Source organism: Bhargavaea massiliensis, assembly GCF_050480245.1.
Lineage (GTDB): Bacteria > Bacillota > Bacilli > Bacillales > Anoxybacillaceae > Anoxybacillus.
In genome coordinates this window covers 19,469-34,438 of sequence record NZ_JBCNEQ010000004.1, presented here as the reverse complement: position 1 = coordinate 34,438, position 14,970 = coordinate 19,469, and the positions used below count along the sequence as shown (strand labels likewise).

At 43.7% G+C, this 14,970-nt stretch carries 15 protein-coding genes; 11 read left to right on the top strand and 4 right to left on the bottom strand.

Annotated features, from left to right (window positions below; all coding sequences use genetic code 11):
- The first annotated feature begins 32 nt into the window (after positions 1-32).
- The 9 genes from ABEV15_RS01545 to srtD all read left to right on the top strand — a co-directional run bounded on the left by ABEV15_RS01545 (position 33) and on the right by srtD (position 9,177).
- Positions 33-767 (top strand): WecB/TagA/CpsF family glycosyltransferase, encoded by a 735-nt coding sequence (locus ABEV15_RS01545; protein WP_498852190.1) that lies wholly within the window; start codon positions 33-35, stop codon positions 765-767.
- Positions 764-2,296, top strand: a complete 1,533-nt coding sequence (locus ABEV15_RS01540) for a putative polysaccharide biosynthesis protein (protein ID WP_498852189.1) — start codon at positions 764-766, stop codon at positions 2,294-2,296. The genes ABEV15_RS01545 and ABEV15_RS01540 overlap by 4 nt, the downstream gene beginning before the upstream one ends.
- A complete protein-coding gene (locus ABEV15_RS01535; protein WP_498852188.1) occupies positions 2,269-4,161 on the top strand; it encodes a DUF5693 family protein in 1,893 nt (630 codons plus the stop codon). The genes ABEV15_RS01540 and ABEV15_RS01535 overlap by 28 nt, the downstream gene beginning before the upstream one ends.
- The gene (csaB, locus tag ABEV15_RS01530) at positions 4,158-5,240 is read left to right on the top strand and encodes a polysaccharide pyruvyl transferase CsaB (RefSeq protein WP_498852187.1); all 1,083 of its coding nucleotides are present in this window, start codon (positions 4,158-4,160) and stop codon (positions 5,238-5,240) included. Before ABEV15_RS01535 ends, csaB begins: the two co-directional genes overlap by 4 nt.
- A 117-nt stretch (positions 5,241-5,357) precedes the next feature.
- Positions 5,358-5,840: a competence protein ComK gene (locus ABEV15_RS01525; protein WP_064214374.1), complete on the top strand. Its 483-nt coding sequence runs from the start codon at positions 5,358-5,360 to the stop codon at positions 5,838-5,840.
- Positions 5,841-5,880: 40 nt separating this feature from the next.
- The gene (locus tag ABEV15_RS01520; protein ID WP_192951040.1) at positions 5,881-6,309 is read left to right on the top strand and encodes a DUF1284 domain-containing protein; all 429 of its coding nucleotides are present in this window, start codon (positions 5,881-5,883) and stop codon (positions 6,307-6,309) included.
- A gap of 49 nt (positions 6,310-6,358) precedes the next feature.
- Positions 6,359-7,705 carry an aspartate kinase gene (locus tag ABEV15_RS01515; protein ID WP_498852186.1) on the top strand — a complete coding sequence of 449 codons (1,347 nt, stop codon included), beginning with the start codon at positions 6,359-6,361 and terminating at the stop codon, positions 7,703-7,705.
- 60 nt (positions 7,706-7,765) lie between these two features.
- Entirely contained in the window at positions 7,766-8,686 is a 921-nt protein-coding gene (locus tag ABEV15_RS01510; protein ID WP_498852185.1) for a processed acidic surface protein, read from the top strand.
- Entirely contained in the window at positions 8,668-9,177 is a 510-nt protein-coding gene (srtD, locus tag ABEV15_RS01505) for a class D sortase, LPxTATN-specific (RefSeq protein ID WP_429633211.1), read from the top strand. Before ABEV15_RS01510 ends, srtD begins: the two co-directional genes overlap by 19 nt.
- On the opposite strand, the gene ABEV15_RS01500 is transcribed toward srtD, so the two are convergent.
- On the bottom strand, positions 9,178-9,585 hold the full coding sequence (locus tag ABEV15_RS01500) for a YwpF-like family protein (protein ID WP_035018944.1): 408 nt from the start codon (positions 9,583-9,585) through the stop codon (positions 9,178-9,180). It lies immediately after the preceding gene.
- 371 nt (positions 9,586-9,956) lie between these two features.
- Here ABEV15_RS01500 and ABEV15_RS01495 point away from each other — a divergent pair, with 371 nt between their 5' ends.
- On the top strand, positions 9,957-10,349 hold the full coding sequence (locus ABEV15_RS01495) for a coiled-coil domain-containing protein (RefSeq protein WP_498852184.1): 393 nt from the start codon (positions 9,957-9,959) through the stop codon (positions 10,347-10,349).
- Positions 10,350-10,371: 22 nt separating this feature from the next.
- Here the strand turns inward: ABEV15_RS01495 and ABEV15_RS01490 are convergent, their stop codons facing one another.
- Positions 10,372-10,785 (bottom strand): helix-turn-helix domain-containing protein, encoded by a 414-nt coding sequence (locus ABEV15_RS01490; protein ID WP_498852183.1) that lies wholly within the window; start codon positions 10,783-10,785, stop codon positions 10,372-10,374.
- Positions 10,786-10,976: 191 nt separating this feature from the next.
- On the opposite strand from ABEV15_RS01490, the gene ABEV15_RS01485 reads away from it, so the two are divergent.
- A complete protein-coding gene (locus ABEV15_RS01485; RefSeq protein WP_498852182.1) occupies positions 10,977-11,426 on the top strand; it encodes a hypothetical protein in 450 nt (149 codons plus the stop codon).
- Positions 11,427-11,616: 190 nt separating this feature from the next.
- On the opposite strand, the gene ABEV15_RS01480 is transcribed toward ABEV15_RS01485, so the two are convergent.
- Positions 11,617-12,483 carry an accessory Sec system S-layer assembly protein gene (locus tag ABEV15_RS01480; RefSeq protein ID WP_498852181.1) on the bottom strand — a complete coding sequence of 289 codons (867 nt, stop codon included), beginning with the start codon at positions 12,481-12,483 and terminating at the stop codon, positions 11,617-11,619.
- Between the two features lie 22 nt (positions 12,484-12,505).
- Entirely contained in the window at positions 12,506-14,836 is a 2,331-nt protein-coding gene (gene secA2 / locus ABEV15_RS01475) for an accessory Sec system translocase SecA2 (RefSeq protein ID WP_498852180.1), read from the bottom strand.
- Positions 14,837-14,970 lie beyond the last annotated feature (134 nt).

Genomic DNA, 14,970 nt, shown 5'->3' with positions numbered 1-14,970 from the left:
TGTCGAACAATCGAATTAAAGGAGCGTTTTATATGTCGTTTCAAACGGTTCACATACTTGGAGTTCCGTTTGTTCGTGCGACAATGGATGAAATGATGTCCGTCATTCATGAGCACGTCAAACAACAAAAGCCGTGCTTTATCGTAACGGCGAATCCTGAAATTGTGATGAAAGCAAATGAAGAACCTACATATATGGCAACGATTCAGCAAGCAGATTATGTCGTTGCTGACGGGATCGGGGTGGTGAAAGCAGCTGAATGGCTCGGTACACCGCTTCCCGAACGTGTCGCAGGTTACGATATGTTATGCCGTTGTTTGCGGATGGCCGACGAGCATCAATATCGCGTATATATGATTGGGGCAAAAGAAGAAGTTGTACAAGCAGCGGCACAACATATTCGTCAACACTACCCGAACGTTCGTTTAGTTGGGGTACGCAACGGCTACTTTGATTGGAACGATCAGACAATTGTCGAAGAAGTAAAACAAGCCGAGCCAGACTTTGTATTTGTTGCGCTTGGCATGGGAAAACAAGAACAATGGATTGCCGAACATATACATACAGTCGGACGTGGTGTATGGATGGGCGTTGGCGGAAGCTTCGACGTGCTTGCTGGAGTGGTCAAGCGCGCCCCTGAACTATGGATTCGTCTAAATCTCGAATGGCTGTATCGTTTACTGAAACAGCCGACGCGAGCGAAGCGGATGATGGCGTTGCCGCGCTTTGCGTGGACGATTTTAAAGCAAAAGGTTGTTAGAAAATGAGCCAGTCATTTGTGAAAGGGACGATCATTTTAACACTCGGCACGATCATCTCGAAAGTGCTTGGCAGCATTTTCCGCATTCCGTTACAAAACATTGCGGGAGATAAAGTGCTCGGCATTTTTAGTCTCGTTTATCCGCTCTATATGGTTGCGCTCATTTTATCGGTTGCGGGGATTCCGATTGCTGTATCGAAATTAATTTCCGAAGCGCGCGCCCAGCAAAAAGAAGATGAAGTCGCACGACTTATCAAAACTGCAAGCGTATTGGCGTTTAGTTTTGGGGTGCTTAGTTTTTCACTTCTTGCAGGCGGTTCATCTTGGATTGCGCAAGCACTTGGCGGTGCAGAGGCAAAATGGGCGATTATTGTCGTATCCACAACGCTTCTTATCTCACCATATATGGCGGTATATCGCGGGTTTTTTCAAGGGCTCGAAGATATGAAGCCGACAGCTACGTCGCAAGTACTTGAGCAATTTGTGCGCGTTACTTTTATTTTACTTGTTGCTTTTTATATGGTGAAAGCTGCATACCCTGACGATATAATCGCCGGAGCAATTATGATTGGCTCGCCGCTTGGGGCGTTTGCAAGTCTCGTATACTTACGGGCGCTGTATGCCCGCTCTCCTTACCGTCCGAAACGTGTGAAACTAACGCGCACGCAGTGGATGGAGACGAGCAAGACGATTTTAACGTTATCTATCCCGATTGCGCTCGGTGCGCTTGCGATGCCATTTTTAAATTTAGTCGACTCGCTGTCTGTTCCGCTCGCGCTTCGTTCATATGGCGTAGGAACAGACGAAACGAGCTATTTATTTGGGCTGTATAGCCGTGGAACAGCCCTTGTGCAAATCGCAACCGTATTTTCATCTTCGCTTGTGCTCCCGCTCATTCCGCTGTTAAGTAAACAGCTAGCAAAAGGGGAAATAAATCGAGCACAGCAAACGATCGAACAGTCGTTTCGTCTATCCCACTTTTTATCATGGCCCATGGCGGCAGGACTCGCCGCTTTAACCGTTCCGCTCAACGTCGCTTTATTTACAAATGACGAAGGAAGCGCGACGATGGCGGTCGTGTTGGCAAGTTCCATATTCACCTCGCTCGCTTTGCTTGGGACAGGCATTTTACAAGGTATTGGCGAGTCGAAACGAGCTGCTTTCATTATTTTAATAGGCTGTCTCGTGAAATGGGGGACAAACATATTGTTCATTTCTTGGTACGGCTTAATTGGTGCCGGCATTTCGACGTTTGTCACATATGCGTTTATTACATGGATGAACCACGTTGCGATTCGCCGTCACATATCGCTTTCGTTTTGGAATCGAAAGGTTATCGTCTATGTATTTGCTTCGCTTGTTATGGGCATCGGCTTATTTCTCATTTCCCCAACATGGGGAAGAATGGCGTCGCTCGTGTATGTAGCGATTGCAACAATTGGTGGTGGTTTATTCTATATTGGAATTGCACTTGCGCTCGGTGGAGTAACGCTTCAAGAGCTTCGCCAATGGTTGAATCAAACGAAGAAGGGATGAAACACGTGAAAAAATGGTTGTTGATTATCATCGCGCTTTCGCTCGTGCTCATCGCTCCAGCGGTAGGCAAGCGTCATCAAGCAGAATGGGACAATCGAACGTATGAAATGATAATGCCATACGATGAAATCGAAGCATGGTTGCAAGAAGAAAAAGAAGAAGACGTATGGAAGCAATTGAAAGAAGCTGGGTTAACGACGGTGAGCGTTGAAGCAGAAACGCTCGAGTCACTTGAAAAATCAGGACATGTGTTATTGTTAAAGATGGACGAATGGAAGCATACGCTCGTGTTATTAAATGAACGTGTCGATCAAATGCCATCGCGCGGACTTGTTGTGTATCCGCTTAACGATGCGTTCCCAGTCGCTTCGTCATTACGCGACACGTTCGGTGATGACGTCCGGGAAGTTGAAATCAATCAAAAAACGTACTATGTCATTGAAGGAAATGCGAAAAAAATTGAGCGCGTGCCGCTCGGATATGATGAAGCAAAAGTCGCCCATGTCATCGAACGTGGCTTTATGGTTGTGCTCCGTATTCCAGATGCACGTGATATGAACGAAGCGAGTGTACGTGTACTTCAACAAATTGAAGCGCTAAAAAATGAACATACATCTAAGTTGTTGCCGACAGGAGAAGAAGTGGCCGGCTATCCGACAGATGTCGCAAAATGGGGGGGAATCTGGAAAGAAGCAGGATATGCTTTACTGTCAACGGAGTTTTACGAAGCGAAAGGATTGACGACATTAGCGAAAGCGATGGATGTGCACGTTGTTCGATTGCATAGTTTAAATTTAGAGCAGCGAAAGCCAAATGAAGCGGTCGATGTCGCTATTCGTGCGATTAAAGAGCGAAACATACGTGCCTTGTTTATTCGTCCGTATGCATCGGCAGATACAGAACAAAATATGGAAAAAACAATAACGGTGATGAAACAAATTGTTCAACATATGCCGAGTCATTATACGCTTGGAAAAAGCGAACCGTTCGCACCAATTGAACGTTCGTCTATTGCTACAATTGGATTTGTGATTGGGGCGACTGCTTTCGTTTTTCTTGCGGTTCGTTCGCTCGTGTCGCCAATGATGGCATCACTTGCCGCCGGCGGAGCTCTCATTTTAGGCATGGCAGGTACGGTGTTAGCAATCGATTTGGCATTGAAAGCACTAGCCTTGCTCGTTGCTATCATTACCCCAATATATGCCGCTAAACCTTCTTCCGTCCAAGAAGGATGGCGTGGTACATTTATGGCGTATGGTCGTGCTATTGCCATTTCGTTTGTCGGAATTAGTTGGATTGTGACGATGCTGTATGGAAATGAGTATATAGCTTATGTCGGTGAAGGGTTTCGTGGGGTGAAACTTGTTTACGTCGTTCCGCTTGTTGCCATGGTCGTACTCGTTTTACCTTGGATCATTCGAGAGCCGCTTCTTCCTTTTATGAAGCGACTATGGAAGCATCCGATTACTGTCGGACATGTCGTGCTTAGCTTGATCATTTTCGCTCTGTTGGCGTATTATGTCTTGCGCTCTGGCAATACAGGAACGGCAAGTGCTCTTGAACTAGCAGCGAGACAAAAGTTAGAAGAATGGTTGTACGTACGTCCGCGCACGAAAGAGTTTTTGCTCGGTTTTCCAGCTTATTTGCTTGCGTTATTTGTCATCAATAAGCAAAAGCAGCTAGGGGCGATCCTCCTTGTCGTTGGGACAATCGGATGGTTGTCGATGATCAATACATTTACACATTTGCATATCCCACTTTTTATTTCATTTGTTCGCACAATGTATAGTCTTGGACTTGGGCTATTTATTGGTATTGCCCTTATTTATGCATATAAGTGGGTATGGAAAAAGGTGATACGATGAACATTGTACTATCTGGATATTACGGTTTTCATAACGTGGGAGACGAAGCCATTTTATATGCGATTATTCAGGCGCTTCGTGCGCATGACCCACATGTGCAAGTGACCGTGCTTTCAAACGATCCTGAATTTACAAAACAAACATATGGGGTTCATGCGGTAAATCGTTGGCGAATCGGTGACATCGTTCAGGCGCTCCGTCAAAGCGATGGGTTAATTAGCGGCGGTGGAAGTTTGCTTCAAGATCAAACAGGATGGCGCAGCATTCCGTACTATACAGGGATCATGCAAATTGCCAAATGGCTCGGCAAACCGGTCATGGTGTACGCACAAGGGATGGGGCCTGTCAACAAAAAGCAAAATCAATGGCTAGTGAAATGGACGTTAAATCAAGTTGATCGTCTTACGGTGCGCGATGAACCGTCTGCACAACTATTAAAAACGCTAGGTGTAACGAAACCGATTACTGTCGTACCTGATCCGGTGATGGGACTAGAACCACCGACAACGCCAACAGTTTGGTGGCAACAACAGTCGTTTACACGTCCTGTTGTTGCTGTTTCCGTGCGTGATTGGTCACGCGGTCGCGATTTTGAAAGAAAAATTGCCATTGCGCTTGACCGTTCGATTGAAGCAGGTTTTGATGTTGTATTCATCCCGATGCATGGGCATCATGATGATCAAACGTCCCGTCGTGTGTTAGCGATGATGAAAGAGCGCGCCGTCGTTGCTCCTTATGATGCAAGCATTGAAGAAAAAATGGCGATGATCGCAAGTGCTGACTTGCTTGTCGGGATGCGTTTACATGCGTTAATTTTTGCGGCGGTCGCTCATACACCGTTTATTGCTTTATCATACGATCCGAAAATTGATGCATTTGCCGAGCAAGCAAACCAACCGGTGTTTGCGCATGTCGAACGAGACGACTGGGACGGTGAAGCACTATTTTCATATATTCAGCAATGTATGAACGAACGAGAAGAGCGAAAAGAAGCGATGATTCAAGCTGTCGCACCGCTCCAACAAACAGCCCAACAAACAGCCAAAGAAGCGCTCGCTTTGTTAAAGCGCAACATTTAGCGAAAAAAGGAAAACAATTTACTGTTTAGTCCCGGACATTTTCCGGGATTTTTATTGTTAAAATTATGAAAATTCATTATAATAATGGCGAACATATATTTGTGAGGGGGAGTTTGGATGGAACGGATGGAAGAGTACATGATTATGGAGGAGACAGCTGCACTTGTGCCACAATATGATTCATACGGCCGGCTTGGGACGATCGTTTACGAATTGTACAACACGTACAAGGTAGAGCAATCGCCGAAAGAGATTATACAACAAAGCTGCCGTTACTACGGAAGTACATATGAAGGAAAAGTTCACGCGGCAAAACATATTCTCGGCATTCGGCAAATGGTTCCGATCTCCGTTTGTGAAGCGCTTCGGCTCTACTTCTTTCCAACATGTTCTCCTGACAGCGATCGATGCATATGGATTGCACCATCCCACATCAAGATGATACAACCGTATGAGAAAAAGAAAACGAAAGTCATTTTAAAAAATAAACAAGAACTCATTGTCGACATCCAAAAAGGAACGTTGGAAGGAAAAATGTATAAAACAGCGATGCTTATGGTTACTTTACAACAAAGAATGATGAATAACTATGAAAAGTAGTGTATAATATTTCGAGGATAAAAAAGAAAAGAGGACCATTATGCGAACGTTGCGAGGACATCATTTATTATGCGTACACGGCTTCCAAGGCATGGGATATAGTGAATCGTTCGTCGAAAAGATGACCGAAATCGTTGCGTTTATGCGCGATGACCGTACGGATGGCCCGATTCGCGTCATCGCCGCCCTTGATGAAGCGTGTTATGCGTGTCCCCACCATGGAGTAGACCGTTGCGAGGCAGATGAACAATCGAACGATCATGTGCTGACGATGGATCGGCGCGTGCTCAACCATTTACAGCTCAAAGAAAACGAAGTGTATATGAAATCTGAGCTCATTGAACGAACGAAGCAAGCGGTTGAACCAGATGATCTAGATGTGCTTTGTGCTGGCTGTTCATGGCTATCGTATGGTGTGTGCAAAGAAGGAATACGAAAATTGAAAAATTTTTCTGACAAAAGAGATTGAAGATGTGCTATGATAAGGAAATAAAAATAGAAAGAAAGGGTTATGGCATATGAAAGTAGCAAAATTCGGGGGAAGTTCTGTTGCCAATGCACAGCAATTTCAAAAAGTAGCCAACATCGTCACATCGGATGATGCGCGCAAATTTGTCGTCGTCTCTGCGCCGGGAAAGCGATTTAAAGACGATACAAAAATGACGGATTTATTAATTACATTAGCGAAAAAAGTGATTGAAGATGACTTGTATGAAGGAGTGCTTGCGCAAGTTGTCGCACGTTATGATGAAATCGTCACCGATTTACATTTATCACGTGACATTTTAGACGTCATTTCGGCAAGCTTACAACAAATGATTGATACGTATCGCGATCAACCAAAGCGCCTGCTTGATGCATTAAAGGCGAGCGGAGAAGATAACAATGCGAAGCTGATGGCACACTACCTTCGTCAGCTCGGTTATGAAGCGCACTATGTCAATCCGAAAGACGCCGGCATTTTCGTCACAGATGAGCCGGGCAATGCACAAATTTTACCTGAGTCATATGAGCAACTGGCAAAATTAAAGGAAAGAAGCGGCATTTTAGTTATCCCAGGCTTTTTCGGCTATTCGCGTTCAGGGCATATCGTCACGTTCCCGCGCGGCGGTTCGGATATTACGGGTTCGATCGTTGCGGCAGGAGTTGGCGCTGAACTATACGAAAACTTTACCGATGTCGATTCCATTTATTGCGTCAATCCGTCGATCGTGGAACATCCGTGCCAGCTGAGAGAATTAACATATCGTGAAATGCGTGAATTGTCGTATGCCGGTTTCTCGGTGTTTCACGATGAAGCGCTTGAACCTGTGTATCGCCGTGGCATTCCGGTATGCGTGAAAAATACGAACAACCCGGAAGCGCCGGGGACGATGATCGTCGCAACGAGAGACCATCGCGATCGCCCTGTAGCAGGTATCGCAAGCGATACAGGCTTTTGCAGCATTAACGTCAGCAAATATTTAATGAACCGCGAAATCGGATTTGGGCGCCGTCTACTACAAATTTTAGAAGATGAAGGTATTTCATACGAACATACGCCATCAGGCATTGACAATATGTCGGTCATTTTACGCGAAGAACAATTAGCTGGCGATGTGGAACGCCGCGTACTAGACCGCATTGTGAAAGAATTGCGTGTCGATGAAGTATCGATTGAACGCGATTTAGCGCTTATTATGGTCGTTGGGGAAGGGATGGAGCGGAGCGTCGGTATTGCGGCGAAGGCTACAGCTGCATTTGCCCGCGCCAACGTCAATATTGAAATGATTAACCAAGGTTCCTCAGAAGTAAGCATGATGTTTGGCGTCAAAGCGGATGCGGTTGAAAAAGCGGTGCGCGCCTTATATGAAGTATATTTCTAATCGTATAAAAATGGAATAATCGAACAAAATAACCATAGCACACATAAGGGAGGAAAATACATGCGCGTGCTATGGTTATTTGTTTTTTTAGTTGCCACACCTGTGCAAGCAGCCATTTCCGAAGAGGCGCTACAACAATACGTACAAGACATCGGTTGGACGATGGACGATTTAACGCGCTATTTAGCGAAATGGAATATGACGATCGAAGATTTTTCTTCATTGGAGGCGTTAAAAGAGCAATTAGGCACACCCATCACGCCTGATCGGCTTGATGCCCTATTACAGCGTTATGAAATGACGCAAGAAGAAGCGGAATCTCTTCTCGGACAATTTGGCGAACAACTGCAACAATATACGTTTATTGAAGATTTAGCATATGCCTTATCGTTTTACCGCGATCGTTACGATACGATGCAAGCGATGACCGATATTTTAGCGACGATTGGACTAACGGAAAACGAAATTCGAGGATTAATTGAACGTACTCCGCTGTCTGCGAAACAAACGCTTGAACGCCTTGACGACCAAATACAAACGCTTGTGCTGCGTGACTTATCCAGACCGCTAACGAAAAAAGAGCGGGAAGCCATGCTCACCTTTTGGAACGAATGGCTGTCGCTGTATCGTCTGCAAGCGAAAGTGTTTGAAGTAAACGAACATGGGCGAAAACCGATTTCGTTTGAACAAATAGAAACAGCGACAGCCCCTGTCGTTATGGAATGGTATGATGAAAGAGGAAATTTCGTAGCCGATTTATATATTCCGTCTGAACGGCTGAATTCGAGCGTGTTGATTGATGCAAGCGAACAACTTGCACACATTGGGAAGATGGCACTTGATTTAGAAAGCGGTTTGCTTATTGCGCGTATGCCGAAAACTGCTTCTTCGTACGGGATGAACATATTGATCGGTGTCGCTCTACTCTTTGTGAGCTTCGTGTTATGGAAGAAGGGAAAACGATGCGAGCCGTTGCGATAGCATGTTTTCTTTTTAGCGCATCGTTCATTTGGACAAATGCGTTCGGTTGGTATAAAGCGTATGAAGCGGTAAAACGAAACGACCAACCTACTGTACAACAGGGTGATGTGATCGGCACGCTTTTTATGCCGAAACTAAACATATCCATGCCGATTTATGAAGGATTGCAACAGTTAAATAAAGGGGTGGCGCTCGATGAACGAAGTGCGCTTCCGGGGAAAGGTAATCATACGATTTTAGCAGGGCATCGCGATACGGTATTTCGTCAGCTTGGCGACATTCAACGAGGAGACGAGCTAGTCATTCGCACGAACGATCAAACATGGACGTACGTCGTTCAACATATTCGCATCGTCAAGCCAGATGATAAAACAGTGCTCGTCCCAAAAGCGCATCCGACGCTTACGTTAATTACATGTTATCCGTTTCGCTGGATCGGGGATGCGCCGAATCGATACGTTGTCATTGCCAAACAAAAAGGGGCTGGATAATCAGCCTCTTTTTGTATGCATGTGTTCTTTAAATTGTTGCAGAAGCGTTTCACCGTGTAGTCCACGGTGAACTAAATCTTCAAGCACGACTTCAGCTAAATTCGACCGTTTGACGAGCGTCGCATCCATTAGTACACTCATTCGTTCACTCATTATCGTTATCGAGCGAACGGTCGCACGTACATGGGCAGGATCGTTCGTTTTGCGTGAAATGGTCACAAGCGCATCAAACGTTGCTCCGCTTTCTTTTAACGATGTAAATAGCTCGCGGTATGTTTGCTCGACGTACGCTTCGATCAGCCACTGCTTGTTTTCATCTTCTTTATTGATTATTAACCCATCAATAAGTGGAATATCTTGCTTTTGTTCATGCAATAGTGTGAGGGCAACCAGCTTAAATGTTTTCACCGCATCCACCTCGCAACAGTAGTTGCCTTTATTATATCATATGAAGAATATGTAACAAAAAAAGAAAAGAAAAAGTAAAAATTGAATTTTCGGCTACTTTTTTTGCGAGAAATGGCTGAAAAACGGCGAAAAAATAAAAAAATCGGCTTGAAAATTAAAAAATCGAAATTTTACATCATTTTTGTATTTTTGTATCATATAGACCGAGGAGGTGATAAAAAGCAATTCCTCTCAACTTCCTTCCAAAATGTGTCCTCTTACTGCTCCCTCACAGTTTGGCTAGCATCCTCTCCGCTAGCCTCTTTTTTTCAATTGACCGACTATGGTCGGAGTGGTATGCTAGGGGTAAAAATGAAAGGGGTGAATGAAACGTGGAAAGCCAAGTGTTACAAGCAGTGAAAGAATTGCTTTATGAAGTACGTGAAATGCGTGGGGAAATAGAAAACTTGAAACAAGAGATGCAGAGCTTTAAACAAGAAATGCGCGCAGAGATGGAAAGCTTTAAACAAGAAATGCGCGCAGAGATGGAAAGCTTTAAGCAAGAAATACGCGCAGAGATGGAAAGTTTCAAACAAGAGATGCGTGCAGAAATGGAAAGTTTCAAACGAGAAATACGCGAAGAAGTAAAAGAACTGCATGTGCGCATCGGAAAGTTAGAAACAAAAGTGGACAAGCTGCATGACAAATTTGAACTGCACGCACAAAAGCAATGGCAAACGGAAGCAGATGTATATCGTTTAAAAAAATTAATCGGCATTGAATAAAGGGCAGAAAACGCCCCTTTTTTTATTTCAATGCTTCAATCATTTCATCGATCATCTTTATGACGATCTCTTCCAAACGTTTTCGTTTATGCGTCGGTAATGACTGCAACGCATATAGTCGTTTTGCAAGCCTCGGCTGTTCATTCAAGTAGCGAATAACGGATAACTGCTCATCGCCCATGTCATTTGTCCCATACGCTAATCGTACTTCTTGCAATAGTTGTTCATCTGTCGGGTGTTTACCGAGCAAAAAATCAGTGCTGACGCGAAATAAATCACTCATGTCGATAATCGACTGCAAATCAGGGAGCACTTCACCGTTTTCCCATTTACTCACTTTCGAACGAGACACGTTTAATCGCTGTGCCAATTGTTCTTGCGTCCAATCGTGTGCGTTGCGCAAACGCCTAATTTGTTCTCCGATATGTTGTAACATCATCTTCCACCAAATTCCCTTTTTCTTTTTACGATAGAAGAAGAAAGGGGGATTTTTTGTTCTTTTTGAGAACAAACAAACAAAATGTTCGTTTTCAGAACAAAAACAAACAGTCTTTTTGTCGAAAAAAGTTGAATGAATATTCGAAAAATGTAAAAATATACATTGGAAAAACTTGAGGGGGATGATGAATGATGAATATTTATTTTTCCAATTTCATTGTTCATGAAGCGAAAAAAAGAGGAAAAACGTGCGAGGTGCTTATTAAAGAAAAGCCGAATCCTCCATTTTATGAATCTCGCACAATCGAACCCATTCACTTTTCTGACTCACTTCAGTTTATTTCACCAGTGAACAAGCTGCCTCTTGAACCGATGCGCTACCGCATGATTACGTGCACAACAAAAGACGATTTATTTTTATTTTTTAAAACGGTAGACGATCAATTAATGATTGTCATTACGTTTTTATTTGGAAAAGGAAAAGTGCAAATATGTGTACGGCGTTGGAATGACCACGAGAAGCGTTACATCCCCGCATCGATGAATGACCTCACAGCTGCTGAAGAACGAGCCATCCTATGTACTTTCCGCTCAGTTTCTATTCGTTCTGGGCAGAAAATTCAATATTGTTTATTTTGAACGTGTAGGAGAAGGGAATATATGCTTGTCAACAAAAAATTTATACCAAAAAAACTAAAAATATGTTTGTTAAACATAAAAAATGATGCTAAAATATAACTGTAGTACTATTTCCTTCTGTTTACAATAGAGAGCGGTTGGTGGCCAGAGGCAAAGAAAAAGGGCTGATGATTTACATCAGCCCTTTTTCTTATTGTGGAATATAGGCACGCCATGTAGAAAAATCAAATTCATCTTTTTGCAAGAGCGACTTTGGAAAGATAAACGTCCACGGTTTGCTTGTATTTGCTTTTACTTCTAACTGCAATGTAAACGCTCCGCGTGCAATAATATCTCCTGATGCATCTTCGACAACTAATGGCATTTGCTCGAATGTAATGTTTTTGTCGCTACCGTTGCGAATCAGTAACGTGACGACTAAATCTCCCTCTTCGTTCATGCGGGCTTGCAATCCCATCACGTTCACTTCGCCTTGTTTCGGTGGGGTAAGCGAACGAACGAGTTGCTCGAGTTTTTGTTTATCTTCTTCTTTTAAATGTTGCTCCCAACTTTCTTCTAAATCTAGTCGATGTGGCTTTTTTAATTCAAACGCTAACTTCCATCCTGTTTCTGGAATATGTTCTGTATATAAGTCACTTGTTGTAAATACAAATCGCCACGGGCGACTGCTTTTTGGCGGAATGTCGCCAAGTTCGTGCATTGGAAATATTTTTCGCCCGATTACTTTCCCATCCGGTCCAATTAACAACAGTGGTGTTTGCTCAAAACGAATCGATCGATCCAAACTGTTTCGCACAAACGCTGTAACAACATAACGATCCCCTTCTTTTTTCCATTCAATTCCTGATAGTGATACTTGATTTTTTTTCAATGGCGGCAGTTCGTTATTAACGTATTGAAAATAATATTTTTGTTCGGTCGTTAGCGACATGAGTGGATGAATCGATAACGTTGTATGCACGTCTTCATCTTGTTGTTCATCTGCCTCGTCAAATAATTGTCCAGCTTGAACTGTACTATCTTCGCCTTGTTTTTTCTTTTTGAAAAATGGAAACATCGTTCCATCTCCTTTCCTCAATTTAAATAAGTAGCTGGGCAAGTTGTTGGGAAGCATCTTTTTCTAAACGATGGTACATCAGTGTAAAGAGTTCCAACCCTTCTTTTGCGTATTGGCGCATCGGATCTTCTTGTCCGTAATAGCGCAACCCAATTCCTTCTTTCAATAACTCCATCGCTTCTAAATGTTTTGTCCAATGAAAGTCGATAAGCGAAAGTAATGCACGTTTCAATGCCCATTGATGTTCTTCGGTATATTCAAATGCATGAACACGCTCTTTCCATGCTGAGATCGCTTGGTGGACGATCGCTACTACTTCTTTTTGCTCGACGACATCAGCTACATCAATGTGTTCGTTTGTCACCGTTTGAACGGTTTCGACTAAACGTGCGATGTCCCATTGTTCTGAGATGACATCTTCTGGACATGTATAAGCCACTTCTCGTTCAAGAAACGATGGCACCATATGAACGACAATTGGAATGACATCGTCAGCTTCAAGAATGCGATTACGGAGCGTATAAATGGTACGACGCTGTTCGTTCAATACGTCATCCAGTTTTAAGTTATACTCCCTTACAGAGAAGTTGCTTCCTTCGCAAATGCGCTGGACGCGGTTGACAAACTCATGGATGTCTTTGTTTAATACTTCTCCTTCATCGTTCACTTGTAGTGATTTTTTTATTTTTTCTAATTCGTCTTTGGCGAAGCGACGAAACATATCGTCTTCAAGCGAAATGAAAAATTGCGAACGTCCCGGATCACCTTGGCGGCCAGCACGTCCTTTTAATTGGTTGTCGATACGGCGGCTTTCATGACGTTCTGTACCGAGGACATACAATCCGCCAAGCTCCGCCACGCCTTCTCCAAGCATAATATCTGTTCCGCGCCCAGCCATATTTGTCGCAATTGTAATTTGCCCCTTTTGACCAGCACGTGAAATCAGCTCGACTTCTTGCTCAACGCTTTTCGCATTCAGCAATTGGAACGGCAGCCCTTCTTCCGCTAAATATTTCGCCATTTTTTCCGATTGTAAAATGGACGTTGTCCCAATGAGCATCGGTTGTCCTGTCGCATGCACGCGCTTTGCTTCTTTGGCGACTGCTTTATATTTTGCATCGACTGTCGCAAAGACGCGGTCAGGCAAGTCTTGACGGATAACAGGGCGGTTTGTTGGAATTTGTACGACATCCATTCCATACAACGTTTGAAACTCTTTTTCTTCTGTTTTCGCCGTCCCTGTCATGCCGGATAAAATCGGATAAAGACGGAAATAGTTTTGAATCGTAATCGATGCTTGAATTTTGTTTTCTTCGGTTAGTTCGAGACCTTCTTTTGCCTCGATCGCTTGATGAAGCCCGTTGCTTAAACTGCGTCCTTCCATCGGGCGGCCGGTAAACATGTCAATAAGCAATACTTTTCCGTCTTTGACGATATAATCAACATCGCGTGTAAACATGACGTATGCGCGCAACGCTTGAATGACGTAATGATATAACACTTGATGTTCAAGGTCATATAAGTTGTCGATTCCGAATCCTTTTTCAATCTTTTCAATGCCTTGCTCGGTTAAGTTAACGGTTTTTGTTTCTTCATCGTATTCGTAATCTTCATCGCGAACGAAATGTTTCACGATACGGGCGCATAAGTAGCTTAGTTCCGAGCTTACGCCTGTTTTACCCGCGATAATGAGAGGGGTTTTCGCTTCGTCAATTAATACGCTATCGACTTCATCGATAATCGCATAATGAAATGGGCGTTGGACACGATCAGCGACGCTATACACCATATGATCGCGCAAATAGTCAAAGCCAAACTCGTTGCCGACACCGTACGTAATATCGGCGTTGTATGCTGTTTTTTTCTCCTCTAGTGTCATTTGTGGCAAATTTAAGCCAACCGTCAGCCCTAGAAACTCATGAATTTTTCCGATTAAGTCACGGTCACGACGAGCTAAATAGTCGTTGACAGTAATGACGTGCACCCCTTTTCCTTCAAGGGCACGCAAATAACTTGGGGCGGAAGCAACGAGCGTTTTTCCTTCTCCTGTCGCCATTTCTGCGATATTTCCTTCCGCAAGCACAAGACCACCGATGAGTTGAACGTCAAAATGGCGCATGCCCAGCACACGTTTCGATGTCTCTCTCACGGCCGCAAACGCTTCTGCTTGTATATCAAATACCGTTTCGCCACGCTCGAGCCGTTGTTTAAACTCGCTTGTTTTTGCGCGCAGTTCGTCATCTGTCAACGCTTCAAATGTCGGTTCAAGCTCGTTGATACGCGCAACGATTTTGTAATAGTTTTTAAGTTTTCGTTCATCGCTGTTTACTAGTTTTTTTATGTAAGACAACATGGGGAACCTTCTCCTTCGCTGTAAATCAAATCGTTTCAACGTACAGTATACCATTGTTCCCAAAATGTTTCACGACCCGGAAAATATTTCTTTACTTTTTGTTTGTTGGGTGATATTGTAAGATTGTTAGAAAA